The 16,446-nt window shown below is 70.7% G+C and carries 13 protein-coding genes; 10 read left to right on the top strand and 3 right to left on the bottom strand.

Annotation, left to right across the window (positions count from 1 at the left end; all coding sequences use genetic code 11):
* Positions 1-86 precede the first annotated feature (86 nt).
* Positions 87-2,531, bottom strand: a complete 2,445-nt coding sequence (locus EAO72_RS39745) for an MFS transporter (RefSeq protein WP_148021838.1) — start codon at positions 2,529-2,531, stop codon at positions 87-89.
* 188 nt (positions 2,532-2,719) lie between these two features.
* Positions 2,720-3,163 carry an SRPBCC family protein gene (locus tag EAO72_RS39740; RefSeq protein WP_148021837.1) on the bottom strand — a complete coding sequence of 148 codons (444 nt, stop codon included), beginning with the start codon at positions 3,161-3,163 and terminating at the stop codon, positions 2,720-2,722.
* Between the two features lie 148 nt (positions 3,164-3,311).
* Between EAO72_RS39740 and EAO72_RS39735 the strand changes: the two genes are divergently transcribed.
* The 3 genes from EAO72_RS39735 to EAO72_RS39725 all read left to right on the top strand — a co-directional run bounded on the left by EAO72_RS39735 (position 3,312) and on the right by EAO72_RS39725 (position 6,687).
* Positions 3,312-4,361 (top strand): Rv2578c family radical SAM protein, encoded by a 1,050-nt coding sequence (locus EAO72_RS39735; protein ID WP_148021836.1) that lies wholly within the window; start codon positions 3,312-3,314, stop codon positions 4,359-4,361.
* 129 nt (positions 4,362-4,490) lie between these two features.
* Positions 4,491-6,077 carry an alpha/beta hydrolase gene (locus tag EAO72_RS39730; protein ID WP_148021835.1) on the top strand — a complete coding sequence of 529 codons (1,587 nt, stop codon included), beginning with the start codon at positions 4,491-4,493 and terminating at the stop codon, positions 6,075-6,077.
* Between the two features lie 46 nt (positions 6,078-6,123).
* Positions 6,124-6,687 carry a GNAT family N-acetyltransferase gene (locus EAO72_RS39725; RefSeq protein ID WP_261991781.1) on the top strand — a complete coding sequence of 188 codons (564 nt, stop codon included), beginning with the start codon at positions 6,124-6,126 and terminating at the stop codon, positions 6,685-6,687.
* Here the strand turns inward: EAO72_RS39725 and EAO72_RS39720 are convergent.
* Positions 6,665-7,237: an adenylosuccinate lyase gene (locus tag EAO72_RS39720; protein WP_148021834.1), complete on the bottom strand. Its 573-nt coding sequence runs from the start codon at positions 7,235-7,237 to the stop codon at positions 6,665-6,667. The genes EAO72_RS39725 and EAO72_RS39720 overlap by 23 nt on opposite strands.
* A 372-nt stretch (positions 7,238-7,609) precedes the next feature.
* On the opposite strand from EAO72_RS39720, the gene EAO72_RS39715 reads away from it, so the two are divergent.
* The 7 genes from EAO72_RS39715 (at position 7,610) to EAO72_RS39685 (ending at position 16,445) form a co-directional block, all read left to right on the top strand.
* Entirely contained in the window at positions 7,610-9,391 is a 1,782-nt protein-coding gene (locus EAO72_RS39715; RefSeq protein WP_148021833.1) for a 3-hydroxyacyl-CoA dehydrogenase family protein, read from the top strand.
* Between the two features lie 100 nt (positions 9,392-9,491).
* Entirely contained in the window at positions 9,492-10,307 is an 816-nt protein-coding gene (locus EAO72_RS39710; protein WP_148021832.1) for a TetR family transcriptional regulator, read from the top strand.
* Positions 10,308-10,363: 56 nt separating this feature from the next.
* Positions 10,364-11,173 (top strand): GNAT family N-acetyltransferase, encoded by an 810-nt coding sequence (locus tag EAO72_RS39705; protein ID WP_148021831.1) that lies wholly within the window; start codon positions 10,364-10,366, stop codon positions 11,171-11,173.
* Positions 11,174-11,541: 368 nt separating this feature from the next.
* Positions 11,542-12,879 carry a crotonyl-CoA carboxylase/reductase gene (gene ccrA / locus EAO72_RS39700; RefSeq protein WP_148021830.1) on the top strand — a complete coding sequence of 446 codons (1,338 nt, stop codon included), beginning with the start codon at positions 11,542-11,544 and terminating at the stop codon, positions 12,877-12,879.
* Between the two features lies 1 nt (position 12,880).
* The gene (locus EAO72_RS39695) at positions 12,881-14,893 is read left to right on the top strand and encodes a protein meaA (RefSeq protein WP_148021829.1); all 2,013 of its coding nucleotides are present in this window, start codon (positions 12,881-12,883) and stop codon (positions 14,891-14,893) included.
* Positions 14,890-15,915 carry an HpcH/HpaI aldolase/citrate lyase family protein gene (locus EAO72_RS39690; protein ID WP_261991780.1) on the top strand — a complete coding sequence of 342 codons (1,026 nt, stop codon included), beginning with the start codon at positions 14,890-14,892 and terminating at the stop codon, positions 15,913-15,915. The genes EAO72_RS39695 and EAO72_RS39690 overlap by 4 nt, the downstream gene beginning before the upstream one ends.
* A 2-nt stretch (positions 15,916-15,917) precedes the next feature.
* Positions 15,918-16,445 (top strand): MaoC family dehydratase, encoded by a 528-nt coding sequence (locus EAO72_RS39685; RefSeq protein ID WP_148021828.1) that lies wholly within the window; start codon positions 15,918-15,920, stop codon positions 16,443-16,445.
* Position 16,446 lies beyond the last annotated feature (1 nt).

The raw sequence follows: 16,446 nt of genomic DNA, 5'->3' as shown, positions 1-16,446 counted from the left end.
TCGCGGGTCATCGGCACAATCACCCCCGAGGGGGTGGTGCGCCCCGCGTACCCGCGTGATCCGGACGGCACACGGAACACCGTGTGTCAGTCCTCGTGTCCCAGCTGGAGGTCCCGTTCGGTGCGCCCGCCGCCCGCGACCTGGAGCACGGTGGCGACCGGCGGATAGCCGGCGGCGATCACGGTGTACTCGCCCGTGGACAGGTCCACGAAGCGGAACGAGCCGTCGGGGCCGGTGGTCAGCGTGTCGACCACGTTGCCCGCCGCGTCCAGGAGCGTCACCCGGGCGTCCTCGACGGGCCGCCCGCCACTGGCCCGGACGATCCCGCGCAGCACGGCGCCGCCGGCCAGTTCGATGTCCTGCCGGGTCTCCCTGGCCGCCTGCACGCTGACCGGAAGCGCGGCGGGCCGGAAGGCGGGTGCGGAGGCGGCGAGGGTGTACTCGCCGGCGACCAGTTCCGTGATCACGTACCCGCCCTCGCGCCCGCTGCGGGTGGAGGCGACGACCTCGCCGCGTACGTCGGTCAGGGTGACGGCCGCGTCGCGTACGGGCACACCGTCCGCGGTCACGACGGTCCCGGCCAGCCGTCCGGCGCCGCCGAGCACCACGTCCAGTTCCACCGGCCGTTCGCCGACCGTGACGCTGACGGCCTGCGGCTGGTGGCCGCCCGCGGCGGCGATGAGCACGTACGAACCGGCCCCGGGCACGCTCAGCGCGTACCGTCCCTCGTCCCCACTGGCGCCTCTGCCGACCTGCTGTCCCTGGACGTCGATGAGGGTGAGGGCGGCGCGCGGGACCTTCGTACCGTCGGGATGCTGGACGCTGCCGCAGACCGGCACTCCGGAGAGGTAGCCGGCGGTGGGCGCGGCGGGGTCGGTGCGGGCTGAGGGGATGGTCGCGGGTTCGGCTGCGGTTTCGGGGCTGTGGTGGGACACCAGCGGTTTCTCCTTGAGGAAGAAGGCGAAGAACAGGCCGAGCACGAGGACCGGCACGAGGTAGAGGAAGATCCGGGGCATCGCGTCGGCGTACGCCTGGATGTAGGCGTCACGCAGCGCGGGCTCCATCGCGTGGACCAGCTGCGGGGTGATCGACTCCGGGTCGGGCAGACCGGTCCCGGAGGGCAGCCGCACGGCGAGCGCGTCGGCCAGCCGTCCGGCGAAGAGCGTGCCGAACACGGCGGCTCCGACGCTGCCGCCGATCTGCCGGAAGTAGTTGTTGGCACTGGTGGCGGTGCCGAGGTCGGCGGGGCGTACGGAGTTCTGCACGGCCAGCACCAGCACGGGCATGATCAGCCCGATGCCGAGGCCGAGGACCGCCTGCGCGATGCTGTATTCGAGGCGCGGGGTGTCGGTTTCGAGCCGGGACAGCAGCCACATGCCCACCGCCGAGACGGCGCTGCCCGCGATCGGGTAGACCCGGTAGCGGCCGGTTCGGGAGATCAGCTGGCCGGAGACGACGGAGGCGCCGACGATGCCGCCCATCATCGGGAGCATGAGCAGCCCGGATTCCGTGGCGGTGGCGCCGTCGACCATCTGCAGGAAGGTCGGCAGATAGCTGGCGGCGCCGAACAGCGCCACGCCGACGACCGCGCCGACCAGGGCGGTGACGTTGAAGATCGAGTCGCGGAACAGCCGCAGCGGGATGATCGGTTCGGGCGCCCGGTACTCGACGGCGAGGAACAGCAGAGTCGTTCCGGCAGCTCCGGCGGCCAGCCCGAGAATGGTGCCCGACCCCCAGGCGTACTCCGTGCCGCCCCAACTGGTCAGCAGGACGAGGCAGGTGGACGCGGCGGCCAGCAGCACGGCGCCGAGGATGTCGAGCCGGGGCCGGACGGTGGGCTTGGGCAGCTTCAGCACGACGGTGATGACGACGAAGGTCACCAGGCCGAACGGCACGTTGATGTAGAAGCACCAGCGCCAGGAGGCGTGGTCGGTGAAGAAGCCGCCGAGCAACGGGCCCGCCACGGACGCGAGTCCGAAGGCCGCACCGATGAGCCCCATGAACCGGCCGCGCTCCCGGGGCGGTACGACGTCGGCGATGATCGCCTGGACGCCGATCATCAGCCCGCCGCCGCCGACGCCCTGGAGGGCGCGGAAGGCGATCAGTTCGTCCATGGTGCGCGACCAGCCGGCCAGCGCTGAGCCGACGACGAAGACGACGATCGCGAACTGGAAGACGCTCTTGCGGCCGAAGAGGTCGCCGAGCTTGCCGTAGATCGGGAGACCGATGGTCGAGGCGAGCAGATAGGCGGTGACCGCCCAGGACATCTTCTCCAGGCCGTGCAGCTCACCGACGATCTTCGGGAGGGCCGTCGCCACGATCATCTGGTCGAGCGCCGCGAGCAGGAGCGTGAGCATCAGCCCGACGAAGACGAGCCGGATGCGCCGGGGGTCCACGGCCCCGTCACCGGCGGGGGCCGGGGCGGTGGGCTCCGTCACGGCCGACGGCGGAGGCGGGACCACCGCGGGCRCCGTCTCGGTGCTCTCCGTATCGCCGGGCTCGTCCTTCACCAGCGTGATCCCACCCACCACGTGCCGCTCCCCTCATCGCACTGCCGCCGCCCATTTCTCGCATTGAGCGACAAGTGAGGGCAAACGCGACGAGGGGGCGCTGACGGCGCACTCAGGGGGCTTATCCCCCGGTGGGAGCCACTACGGCGCACAACCAGAGCGCCGAAAAGACCACCCGAACCGGTGAGGCCGGGCAGCTTCGCCGGAGACTACTTCTCCACCTCGGCGGCGAGGTTCTGCAGCAGCTCGTCGTAGATGCGGCCAAGCCCCTTGGGAGCGAAGGTCTTCTCGAAGAATCCGCCGATGCCACCGGCGCCGTTCCACACGGTGGAGACGACAGCCTTGGACCGGCCCTCGCCGGCCGGGGTGACGGTCCAGGTCGTGACCATCGAGGAGTTGCGGTCCTTCTCCACGAGCTGCCCGTCGGTGGGCTCGGTGACCTCCAGCAGGCAGTCACGCACCCGCTTGCTGGTGGCCTGGAGCTTCCAGTGGACGAGGGTGCCCTCGCCGTCGCCGCCCTCCCGGACCTCGTACTCGCTGAAGTGGCCCGGCAGCACCTTGCCGCGGACGTCCTTGTAGTCGGCCAGCGCGTCGAACACCGCTTCCGCGTCCGCCGCGATGATCCGCTCTGTCGTGGCCTCGACCTGCGCCATGGCTGTTCCTCCAGCACTCGGTTGTTCGGGGTGTGCTGAGCCAACCACCTCGGCAGCCCCGCTCAAAATCCGGTCCGGGACGAAGGGGAGAAAACGATCAAGGGAACAAGTGTTCTATTCTCGGGGCAGTGCTACCGAGGAGGCGTCCATGCGCTGGGACAATCTGGCTGATAACCCCACCGAAACCACCAAAACAGGTACCGGCGCGCTCTTTGCCGCGGACGCGGTGACGACCCGCACCTTCGACACTCCGGAATTCCGGGGCATCACCTTCCACGAGATACGGGCCCGCTCGATCGTGAACCGGGTGCCCGGCGCGTCCCGGATGCCGTTCGAATGGACCGTCAATCCCTACCGGGGCTGCACCCACGCCTGCGTCTACTGCTTCGCCCGCAAGACGCACAGCTATCTGGACCTCGACACCGGGCTCGGTTTCGACTCGCAGATCGTGGTCAAGATCAACGCCCCGGAGCTGGTACGCCGCGAGCTGGCCTCACCCCGCTGGGACGGCGCGCACATCGCGATGGGCACCAACGTCGACTGCTACCAGCGCGCCGAGGGGCGCTACCGGCTGATGCCCGGCATCCTCACCGCCCTGCGCGACCACGCGAACCCCTTCTCCATCCTCACCAAGGGCACACTGATCCTGCGCGACCTGGAGTTGCTGCGGCAGGCCGCCGAGGTCACCGAGGTCGGCGTCTCGGTCTCCGTCGGCTTCACCGACCCGGAGCTGTGGCGGACCGTGGAGCCCGGCACGCCCTCCCCCGAGCGGCGCCTGGACGTCGTCCGCACCCTCAGCGAGCACGGCATCGGCTGCGGGGTCCTGATGGCTCCCGTCATCCCGTACCTCGGTGACCGGCCGGACCAGCTGCGGGCGACGGTCCGCGCGATCGCCGCCGCCGGCGCGACGTCGGTGACCCCGCTCGTCCTCCATCTGCGCCCGGGCGCCCGGGAGTGGTTCATGGAGTGGCTCGGCCACCACCATCCACACCTGGTGCGCCGCTACGAACGGCTGTACGCGGACGGCGCGTACGCCCCCACGTGGTACCAGCGCCGCATCACCCGGTCCGTGCACGAGCTGGCCACGGAGTACGGCATCGGCCCGTCGCACCGCGGAAAGCCCCGCGGCTTCCGTGAGCCCGACAAGCAGCGGACAACGCCGCCCGCCTCCGGGCCCACCCAGCTGACCCTGCTCTGACCCGGGCCGCACCCACGGGGGCAAACGGGTCATCTCTGACCGGAACAGGTCCTTCCGGCCCCGAATACGGGGAGCATGCGGCGGGGGCTGCGCCACGCGCAGCCGTGTTCCCCCACCACGGGAGGCCATATGACGAACCGTTCAGGAATGCTGTTCGCCGTCGGGGCGACGGTCGCCGGTCTGGTGACCGCCGCCCCGGCACCGGCGAGCGCCGACAGCGACGCCCAGCGAGCCGCCTCGGTCAAGTGGACCGACTGCGGCACCCAGTCGTCCCCGACCCTCCAGTGCGCGACCGTGCGCTCCCCGCTCGACCACGACGATCCGTCGGGCCGCCAGGTGACGCTCGCCCTGACCCGGGTCCCGCACACGGCGAAGACGTTCCAGGGGCCGCTGCTGGTCAATCCGGGCGGCCCGGGCGGCAGCGGACTGTCCATGGCCGGTTTCGTCGCCGCCTCGCTGCCGAAGGCGGTGGCCGCCCAGTACGACGTGATCGGGTTCGACCCGCGGGGCGTCGGCAAGAGCCGGCCGGCACTGGACTGCGTCCCGAAGTACTTCGACCCGGTACGGCCCGACCCCGTACCGCGGTCGTTCCGGGACGAGCGGGACAACCGCAACCGCGCCCGCGACTTCGCCGCCGCCTGCGGGAAGAAGTACCCGGACCTGCTCCCGTTCATGGACACGGTCAGCGCGGCCAAGGACCTCGACGTGATCCGGCGCGCGACCGGCTCCCGGCAGCTCAACTACTTCGGCTACTCCTATGGCACCTACCTGGGCTCGGTGTACGCCAAGCTGTTCCCGGAGCGCGTCCGGCGCCTGGTCCTCGACTCGAACGTGGACCCGGACGGGGTCTGGTACGACGACAACATCAGCCAGGACTACGCGTTCGACACCCGCCACAAGGCCTTCGCCGCCTGGGTGGCGAAGTACGACGCCACGTACCGCCTCGGCAGCGATCCGGCGAAGGTCGAGGCGGCCTGGTACCGGATGCGGGACGCGGTGAAGAAGCACCCGGCGGGCAGGAAGGTCGGTGCCGGCGAGCTGGACGACACGTTCCTGCCGGGCGGCTACTACAACGGCTACTGGCCCGATCTGGCCGAGGCGTTCGCCGCCTACGTCCACGACGAGGACGAGCAGGCCCTGGTGAAGGCGTACGAGCGTTTCGCCGCGGTCGACGCGGAGGGCGACAACGGGTACTCGGTCTACTCGGCCGTGCAGTGCCGGGACGCGCAGTGGCCACAGGACTGGAACGTCTGGCGCAGCGACAGCCGACGGGTCCACGCCAAGGCCCCGTTCATGACCTGGGGCAACACCTGGTACAACGCCCCGTGCGCGGACTGGCCGGTGGCGCCGCTGAACCCGGTGCGGGTCTCCAACCGCGCGCTGCCCCCGGCGCTGCTCTTCCAGGCGACGGACGACGCGGCCACCCCGTACGAGGGCGGGGTTACCCTTCACCGCAAGCTCAAGGGCTCCGGCCTCGTCGTCGAGGAGGGCGGCGGCAACCACGGCGTCACGCTGAGCGGGAACGCCTGCCTGGACCGGTATCTGGCGGACTATCTGGCCAAGGGCACCGTGCCGCGCGGGAAGGGCGGCGACGTGGACGCGGTGTGCGCGAAGACGCCCGACCCGAAGCCGGCGACCGCCAAGTCCGCGCGCCCGGCCTCCCGTACGGACGCGAGCGGCGCCACGCTGCACGGACTGCTCGGCTTCCGGGGCTGAGAGAAGGACGTTGCCGCGGTTCGGGGGCGTGCGCGAGGATGGCCGGATGACCTCTCGGCCCGTGCCCGCGCACGCCCCCGTCGTCCTGATCCGGGACATGACCCTCGACGACTGCGAAGCCGTCGCCAGGGTCCGGGTGCGTGGCTGGCAGAGCGCATACGCCGGCCTGATGCCGCAGGCGCATCTGGACGCGATGGACATCGCCGCGGACGCGGAGCGCCGCCGCGGCTTCTTCACCGAGGCGGGCGATGTCGTCAACGTGGTGGCCGAGCGAGCGGGCCTCGGCGTCGTCGGCTGGGCGGCGTACGGGCCGTACCGCGAGGACGGCAGGCGGCTCGCCCGGGGCGAGGTGTACGCGATCTACGTCCTGCCGGAGCAGACCGGGACCGGCGTGGGCCGGGCCCTGATGGCGGAGGTGCTGGCCCGCGGCGCAGCGGCCGGCCATCCCGACGTCGCGCTCTGGGTACTGAAGGGGAACGCGCCTGCCCGGCGTTTCTACGAGCGGGCGGGCTTCCGCCCCGACGGCGCCGAGGAGCCCTTCGACGTGGACGGTGTCGCGGTGCCCGAGGTGCGCTACGTACTCCCCCTCAGCCCGCCGGCAGGCGGCTGAGCGCTTCCTCGGCCGCGCCGCCGAGACGGGGGTGCGCCACGGCGGCCTCCAGGACCGGGCGGGCCCGTACGTCGCCGAGCTGCCCGAGGCCCTCGACGCAGGCAAGCGCCACCCGCCAGTGGGGCTCGTCCGGCCCCAGCAGCCGGGACAGGGTGCTCATGAGGGCGGGCACGGACTCCGGGGCCCTCAGCTCGGCGAGCAGGCGGACCGGGTACAGGGCGTAGGCGGTGCGCAGGGAGTTGGTGGCGAGAGCGGCGGCGGCGCGCGGCGTGCGGGGGTCGCCGAGTCGGGCCAGGGCGTGGGCGGCGCCGACGCAGCGTTCCGGGTCGCGGTGGTTGAGCAGCAGCACCAGGGTCTCGAAAGCACGGCGGTCACCGCCGCAGCCGAGCCGGTACGCGGCGATCTCGCGCGCCCAGAGCGGGCGTTCGCGCTCGATGAGCACCTGGGCCAGTTCCTCGTCGTCATCGGTGGCCAGCAGCCTGCGGTAGGCCGCCGACTCCCCCGCCTCGTCCGCCAGCCGGTGCGTCAGCGACCGGTACTCCTCATCCATGACCGTCAGCGTATCGGTGGACACGCAGCGTGTCGGAGCGGGTGGTTGATGTGAGGCGAGCCACAACAACCGAGGACTGGCGCGCTCGTTACTCGCCGGTTAACCTCATGTGAGCGGGACACTCCCCCGCCGGCTCCGGTGGCCTGGTGACGCAGCCACCCGGAGTGTTTGTCGGTTCGGCAGCTTGTGAGACGTGACTCCGGGACAGAGTCCGTCACCCTTTCCCGGTCCCGGCGTGCGGTTCGCGCCCGGGACCTGAGCACCACGACAGGCAGTTCCCGTACGCCCCGCGCCGGTCGGGCCCTTCGGCCCCTCTCATCGGCCGCGCGCCGCGTGCGTCCCTCAGTCGTCACTCATCCCTGGAGTCCCGTGATGGACACCCCGTTCAGCACCATTGCCGTCGTCGGCCTCGGCACCATGGGCACCGGCATCGCCGAGGTCCTGGCCGGCGCCGGCCGCGAGGTCATCGGCATCGACATCGACGACGCGACCGCCCGCCGGGCCGTCGCCTCCCTGGAGGCCTCCACCGCCCGCGCCGTGCGGCGCGAGCGGATGACGGAGGAGGAGCGGCGCGACGCCCTCGCCCGGTTCCGTACCTTCTCCGACCTCCAGGCCGCGGCCGAGGCGGATCTGGTCATCGAGGTCGTGCCGGAGACGTACGAGATCAAGCAGCAGGTCTTCCGCGAGCTCGACGCGATCGTCTCCCCCACCGCCATCCTCGCCACCGGCACCAACGCCCTGTCGGTGACCCGTCTCGCCGCGGAGTCGCAGCACCCGGAGCGGGTCCTCGGCCTGCACTTCTTCAATCCGGCGCCGGCGATGAAGCTGGTCGAGGTGGTCTCCTCGGTGCTGACCGCGCCGCCGGCCGTGGAGGCCGTCACCGCGCTCGCCCGGGAGCTGGGCAAGGAGCCGGTCGCGGTCGGTGACCGGCCGGGGTTCGTCGCCGACGGCCTGCTGTTCGGCTACCTCAACCAGGCCGCCGCCATGTACGAGGCGAACTACGCCTCCCGCGAGGACATCGACGCGGCGATGAGGCTGGGCTGTGGTCTGCCGATGGGCCCGCTCGCGCTGCTGGACCTGATCGGCATCGACACCGCCCGTACCGTCCTGGAGGCGATGTACTCCGCCTCGCACGACCGGCTGCACGCCCCGGCACCCGTCCTGGGCCAGCTCGCCGCGGCGGGGCTGACCGGCCGCAAGTCGGGCCGCGGCTTCTACACGTACGCGGAGCCGGGCAGCGAGACCGTCGTGCCTGACGCGCTGACTCCGGCGCAGGACGCCGGGGCGGGCGCGGGCCGCCCGGTGCGTTCGGTCGGCGTCGCGGGCTCCGGGACGATGGCTTCGGGGATCGCGGAGGTCTTCGCGAAGGCCGGGTACGACGTGGTGCTCGCCGCGCGCAGCCAGGAGAAGGCGGACGTCGCCAAGGTCCGGATCGCCAAGTCGCTGGAGCGGTCGGTCGCCAAGGGGCGGCTGACGGCCGGGGCGCGGGACGAGACGCTCGCCCGGATCACCGCGGCGGGGTCGCTGGACTCCTTCTCCGGGGTCGACCTGGCCGTCGAGGCCGTGGCCGAGGACCTGCTGGTCAAGCAGCAGCTGTTCGCCACGCTGGACAAGGTGTGCCGGCCGGGCGCGGTGCTCGCGACCACCACCTCCTCGCTGCCCGTCGTCTCGATCGCCCGGGCCACCTCGCGGCCCGAGGACGTCATCGGGATGCACTTCTTCAACCCGGCGCCCGCGATGAAGCTGGTCGAGGTCGTCCGGACGGTGCTCACCGCGGACGATGTGCACGCCACGGTCCGTGAGGTCTGCGGGAAGGTGCGCAAGCATCCGGTGGACTGCGGGGACCGGGCCGGGTTCATCGTGAACGCGCTGCTGTTCCCGTACCTCAACAACGCGATCAAGATGGTCGAGGAGCATTACGCGACCCTCGACGACATCGACGCCGCGATGAAGCTGGGCGGCGGCTATCCGATGGGGCCCTTCGAGCTCCTGGACGTGGTCGGCCTCGACGTCTCGCTCGCCATCGAGAAGGTGCTGCACGGCGAGTTCCGCGACCCGGGCCTCGCGCCGGCGCCGCTGCTGGAGCATCTGGTGGCCGCGGGCTGCCTCGGCCGCAAGACGGGGCGCGGCTTCCGCGAATATGCCCGCCGCTGAGCCGTCCGGGCCGGGCGCCCGCTGGGGCGGGCTGCTCGGCCCCTCGGGCGGCCCGCCCCCACAGGCGCGCTCTCCTGCACCGATGCAGTACGTTCACACCATGTCCCAGCCCGCCAGGTCCCCCCGTGTGTCCGCCGCGCCCGACGTCCCGGAAAGTGCCGCAGGCACCCGTGCCGCCGCCCAACGGCTCAAAATGCGCCGTGAACTGGCCGCGGCGGCGATGGAGCTCTTCGCCACGAAGGGGTACGAGGCGACGACCGTCGACGAGATCGCGGGCGCGGCGGGCGTCGCCCGGCGGACCTTCTTCCGGCATTTCCGGTCCAAGGAAGAGGCCATCTTCCCGGACCACGACGACACGCTGGTGAGGGCCGAGGCGGTCCTGAACGCCGCCCCCGCGCACGAGCACCCGCTCGACACGGTCTGCCGCGGCATCAAGGAAGTCATGCGGATGTACGCGGCGAAGCCCGCGGTCTCCGTGGCCCGTTACAAGCTGACCCGGGAAGTACCCACGCTCCGGCAGGCCGAGATCGCGTCGGTGGCCCGCTACGAGCGGCTGTTCACGCGCTATCTGCTGGGCCACTTCGACGAGCGCGACCACCTCGCGGGCAACGACGATCCGCTGCTGGCGGAGGTCGCGGCATCCGCCGTGGTCACCGCCCACAACCACGTGCTGCGCCGCTGGCTGCGCGCCGACGGCCAGGGTGACGTGGAGGCGCAGCTGGACCAGGCGTTCGCCATCGTCCGGGACACCTTCGGGACGGGGATCGGCGCGGGCCGGACCGCCGGCAGTGAGCCGGCGAAGCCGGCAGCCGCGTCGGTGAGCACGGAGGGCGAGGTGCTGGTGGCCGTGGCCCGGACGGACGCGCCGCTGGACGAAGTGATGCGCACGATCCAGCAGGCCCTCAAGGAGCGCTGAGCGGGGCGCGCCGAAACCGGGTTGCCGGAGCGGCGCCCCGGTGCTGTGGTGTGCGGATGACCGATCAAACGACTGCACGCCGTGAAGAGTTGCTGGCCGCCTTCGACCGCGAGATGCGCGAGGGAGCCAGACCGGACGGCCCCGGTGTCCGTGTCGAGCGCGGCGACGGCTTCGTACGCCAGGTGGGCAAGGACACCGACTGGAACGCGGTCGTCTGGTCCTCGCCCGATCTGGACGCCGTACGGGCGGACGCGGCGATCGCGGCGCAGGTCGCCCACTGCACCGCGCACGGGTACGGGGAGTTCGAATGGAAGCTGTACTCCCATGACCGCCCGGCCGACCTCGGGGCGCGGCTGCTGGCGGCCGGATTCGTGCCCGAGGAGCCGGAGACCCTCCTCGTCGCGCCGGTGGCGGACCAGCCCATGACCGTGCGGCTCCCGGAGGGCGTCCAGCTGCGCACGGTGCGTGACGAGGCCGATGTGGAGCTGATGGCGCGGGCGCACGGGCAGGCGTTCGGCACGGACTGGTCCCGGCTGCGGCACCAGGTGCTGGCCCGGCTGGAGGAGGACCCGGACCACTTCGTCGGGGTGCTGGCCATGGCGGGCGACGAGCCGGTGAGCTCCGCCCGGATGGAGCTGTACCCGGGCACGGGCTTCGCCGGGCTCTGGGGCGGCGGCACGGTCGAGGCGTGGCGCGGCAGGGGCGTCTACCGGGCGCTGATCGCCTTCCGGGCCCGGATCGCGGCCGAGCGCGGCTACCGCTACCTCCAGGTCGACGCGACCGAGGACAGCCGCCCGATCCTCCAGCGCCTCGGGTTCACGGCGCTGGGCACGACGACGCCGTACGTCTACCGCCCCGCCCCCTGACCCTCCTCGCACCACCCAGACAGGGCACATGGCGGCAAATCGCCCGCCGTGTTGCTCATGCGTGGCACCCGGATGACAATTGAGGGAAATTGCTGGCACCCAGTGCCTTGCCAGCTGTCACGGAGTGCCATACGTTGAAGTCGTCCGGGCGGCCGGCGTGCTGAGACCTCACGTACGCCGGCTGTCCCCGCAAACCACGTGTTTGCGCGCCCGGACGCCTGCGTCACAGGCAAACCCTTCTGCTCCACCGAGCAAGCAGCCGAAGCATCATCCGCCGAACCGACGGCACACCTCCACGCAACACCGCTCCCCCTGCTCCGCAGGACCCTCAAGCGTTCCCTCAGACGCCGCACCACCGGAGGCACACCGTGAAGGAAATCCTGGACGCGATCCAATCGCAGGACAGCACGCCCGCAGACTTCGCGGCCCTGTCCATCCCCGAGTCGTACCGCGCGGTGACCGTGCACAAGGACGAGGCCGAGATGTTCGCCGGCGTCGCCAGCCGCGACAAGGACCCGCGCAAGTCCCTCCACGTCGAGGACGTCCCGGTGCCCGAGCTCGGTCCTGGCGAGGCCCTGGTGGCCGTCATGGCCAGCTCGGTCAACTACAACTCCGTGTGGACGTCGATCTTCGAGCCCGTCTCGACCTTCGGCTTCCTGGAGCGGTACGGCAGGCTCAGCGACCTCAGCAAGCGCCACGACCTGCCCTACCACGTCATCGGCTCCGACCTGGCGGGCGTCGTCCTGCGCACCGGCCCCGGCGTCAACGCCTGGAAGCCGGGCGACGAGGTCGTCGCGCACTGCCTCTCGGTCGAGCTGGAGTCCTCGGACGGCCACAACGACACGATGCTCGACCCCGAGCAGCGCATCTGGGGCTTCGAGACCAACTTCGGCGGCCTGGCAGAGATCGCACTCGTCAAGTCCAACCAGCTGATGCCGAAGCCGGACCACCTCAGCTGGGAGGAGGCTGCGGCTCCGGGGCTGGTCAACTCCACCGCGTACCGCCAGCTCGTCTCCCGTAACGGCGCCGGCATGAAGCAGGGCGACAACGTCCTCATCTGGGGCGCGAGCGGCGGACTCGGCTCGTACGCCACGCAGTTCGCCCTGGCCGGCGGCGCCAACCCGATCTGTGTCGTCTCCAGCGACCAGAAGGCGGAGATCTGCCGGAAGATGGGCGCCGAGGCGATCATCGACCGCAACGCCGAGGGCTACAGGTTCTGGAAGGACGAGCACAACCAGGACCCGCGCGAGTGGAAGCGCTTCGGCAAGCGCATCCGTGAACTGACCGGCGGCGAGGACGTGGACATCGTCTTCGAGCACCCGGGCCGCGAGACCTTCGGCGCGAGTGTGTACGTGACCCGCAAGGGCGGCACGATCGTCACCTGCGCCTCGACCTCGGGCTACAACCACGAGTACGACAACCGCTACCTGTGGATGTCACTCAAGAAGATCGTGGGCTCGCACTTCGCCAACTACCGCGAGGCGTGGGAGGCCAACCGCCTGGTCGCCAAGGGGAAGATCCACCCGACGCTGTCGAAGGTCTACTCCCTGGAGGACACCGGCCAGGCCGCGTACGACGTGCACCGCAACCTCCACCAGGGCAAGGTCGGCGTCCTGGCGCTGGCGCCCGCCGAGGGCCTGGGCGTGCGCAACACGGAGCTGCGCGAGCAGCACATCGACGCCATCAACCGATTCAGGAACGTCTGACATGAGCGGCCGTCAGAAGGACCGCCCGTGGCTCATGCGGACGTACGCCGGTCACTCGACCGCCGAGGCGTCCAACGAGCTCTACCGGCGCAACCTCGCCAAGGGCCAGACCGGTCTGTCGGTCGCCTTCGACCTGCCGACCCAGACCGGTTACGACCCCGACCACATCCTCGCCCGCGGCGAGGTCGGCCGGGTCGGTGTGCCCGTCTCGCACCTCGGCGACATGCGCCGGCTGTTCCAGGACATCCCCCTGGAGCAGATGAACACCTCGATGACCATCAACGCCACCGCGATGTGGCTGCTGGCGCTCTACCAGGTCGTCGCCGAGGAGCAGGGCGCGGATCCCGGGAAGCTCCAGGGCACCACGCAGAACGACATCGTCAAGGAGTACCTCTCGCGCGGGACGCACGTCTTCCCGCCGGGCCCCTCGCTGCGGCTGACCACTGACATGATCACGTACACGGTCAACCGCATCCCGAAGTGGAACCCGATCAACATCTGCAGCTACCACCTGCAGGAGGCCGGGGCCACCCCGGTCCAGGAGATCGCGTACGCCATGTCGACGGCGATCGCCGTGCTCGACGCGGTCCGCGACTCCGGACAGGTGCCCGAGGAGAAGTTCGGCGATGTGGTCGCCCGGATCTCCTTCTTCGTGAACGCGGGCGTCCGCTTCATCGAGGAGATGTGCAAGATGCGCGCCTTCGGCCGCATCTGGGACCGGGTCACCCGCGAGCGCTACGGCATCACCGACGCCAAGCAGCGCCGCTTCCGCTACGGCGTCCAGGTCAACTCGCTCGGGCTGACCGAGGCGCAGCCGGAGAACAACGTTCAGCGCATCGTGCTGGAGATGCTGGCCGTCACCCTCTCCAAGGACGCCCGCGCCCGCGCCGTCCAGCTGCCCGCCTGGAACGAGGCGCTGGGGCTCCCCCGCCCCTGGGACCAGCAGTGGTCGCTGCGCATCCAGCAGGTCCTCGCCCACGAGAGCGATCTGCTGGAGTACGAGGACATCTTCGCCGGTTCGCACGTCATCGAGGCCAAGGTGGACGAGCTGGTCACCGACTCGCTCGCCGAGATGGACCGGATCGAGCAGATGGGCGGCGCCATGGCTGCCGTCGAGTCCGGCTACCTGAAGTCCGAGCTGGTCTCCTCGCATGCCGCCCGGCGTGCCCGGATCGAGGGCGGCGAGGAGAAGATCGTCGGCGTCAACATCTACGGGACGACCGAGCCCAACCCGCTCACCGCCGACCTCGACGGGGCGATCATGACGGTCGACCCGGCGAACGAAGCCAAGGTGGTGGCCGCGCTCCACGAGTGGCGCGACAACCGGGACGAGCCGCGCGCCACCGAGGCGCTGACCGCGCTGAAGAAGGCCGCGGCGGGCACCGAGAACATGATGGAGGCCACCGTCGAATGCGCCCGTGCGGGCGTCACGACCGGCGAGTGGTCCTGGGCCCTGCGCGACGTCTTCGGCGAGTTCCGCGCACCGACCGGGGTGTCCTCGGCCCCGGTCGCGGTGACGGCGGAGGCGGGCACCCCGCTGGCTCTCGTACGCGAGAAGGTCGCCCGGACCGCCGAGGACCTGGCGGCGGGCCGGCTGCGGCTGCTCGTCGGGAAGCCGGGCCTCGACGGCCACTCCAACGGCGCCGAGCAGATCGCGGTGCGCGCCCGTGACGCCGGATTCGAGGTCGTCTACCAGGGCATCCGCCTCACGCCCGAACAGATCGTCTCGGCCGCCGTCGCCGAGGACGTGCACTGCGTCGGTCTGTCGATCCTGTCCGGCTCGCACGCCGAGCTGGTGCCGGACGTACTGAACCGGCTGCGCCGCACCGGAGCGGGCGACATCCCGGTGATCGCGGGCGGGATCATTCCCCCCGCGGACGCCGAGGCCCTGATCAAGGCCGGTGTCGCCGCCGTATTCACCCCGAAGGACTTCGGCATCACGGAGATCATCGGCCGTATCGTCGACGAGATCCGGAAAGCGAACAAGCTCGACCCTCTGGAGGTCCCCGCATGACCGTGCCCAGCCCGTCGCCCGCCACCACCCCGCTTTCGGGCGGCTCCGCCGCGCGCCCCTCGGCTCCCGTGAACCGGCTGCGCCCGCGCCGCTCCTGTCTGGCCGTGCCCGGGTCCAATCCGAGGTTCCTGGAGAAGGCCCAGGGCCTGCCGGCCGACCAGGTCTTCCTCGACCTGGAGGACGCCTGCGCGCCGCTCGCCAAGGAGGGCGCCCGCCACCACATCGTCGACGCGCTGAACAACGGCGACTGGACGGGCAAGACCCGGGTCGTGCGGGTCAACGACTGGACGACGCACTGGACGTACCGCGATGTCATCACGGTCGTCGAGGGCGCGGGCCCGAACCTCGACTGCATCATGCTGCCGAAGGTCCAGGACGCCCAGCAGGTCGTCGCGCTGGACCTGCTGCTCACCCAGATCGAGAAGACCATGGGCTTCGAGGTCGGGAAGATCGGCATCGAGGCGCAGATCGAGAACGCCAAGGGCCTCGTCAACATCGACGACATCGCCGCGGCCTCGCCCCGCCTGGAGACCCTGATCTTCGGCCCCGCCGACTTCATGGCGTCGATCAACATGAAGACGCTGGTCGTCGGTCAGCAGCCGCCCGGCTACGGCGCGGACGCGTACCACTACATCCTGATGCGCATCCTGATGGCGGCGCGTACGCACGATCTCCAGGCGATCGACGGCCCGTTCCTCCAGATCCGCGACGTGGACGCCTACCGCGAGGTCGCCGGCCGTGCCGCCGCGCTCGGCTTCGACGGCAAGTGGGTCCTGCACCCCGGTCAGGTCGACGCGGCCAACGAGGTGTTCTCGCCCTCCCAGGAGGACTACGACCACGCCGAGCTGATCCTCGACGCCTACGACTGGTGCACCTCCGAGGAGGGCGGCAAGAAGGGCTCCGCGATGCTCGGCGACGAGATGATCGACGAGGCCAGCCGCAAGATGGCCCTGGTCATCGCGGGCAAGGGCCGCGCGGCCGGCATGCAGCGCACCTCCAAGTTCGAAGCCCCGGAGGCCTGATCATGCAGTTCGGACGCACGTACGAGGAATTCGAGGTCGGTGCCGTCTACAAGCACTGGCCCGGAAAGACCGTCACCGAATACGACGACCATCTGTTCTGTCTGCTGACCATGAATCACCACCCGCTGCACATGGACAGCAACTACGCAGAGAAGACCACCGACTTCGGCAAGAACGTCGTCGTCGGCAACTACATCTACTCACTGTTGCTGGGCATGTCGGTCCCGGACGTCTCCGGAAAGGCGATCGCCAACCTGGAGGTCGAGTCGCTGAAGCACGTGGCGCCGACCTTCCACGGCGACACGGTCTACGGCGAGACCACCGTCCTGGACAAGACCCCGTCACGGTCCAAGAGCGACCGCGGAATCGTTTATGTGGAGACCAAGGGCTACAAGCAGGACGGCACGCTCGTCTGTGTGTTCCGCCGCAAGGTCATGGTCCCCACCGAGACGTACATCAAGGAGCGGGGCGGAGAACAGCCCGGCCGCCCGGAGCTGAAGCAGCCTTCGCCGAAGAACGTGGAGAAGTAGC

This window comes from Streptomyces sp. OR43, from assembly GCF_008042275.1.
Classification (GTDB): Bacteria; Actinomycetota; Actinomycetes; order Streptomycetales; family Streptomycetaceae; genus Streptomyces.
The sequence above is the reverse complement of the archived record's forward strand: the minus strand, read 5'-3'. Positions and strand labels throughout refer to the sequence as shown.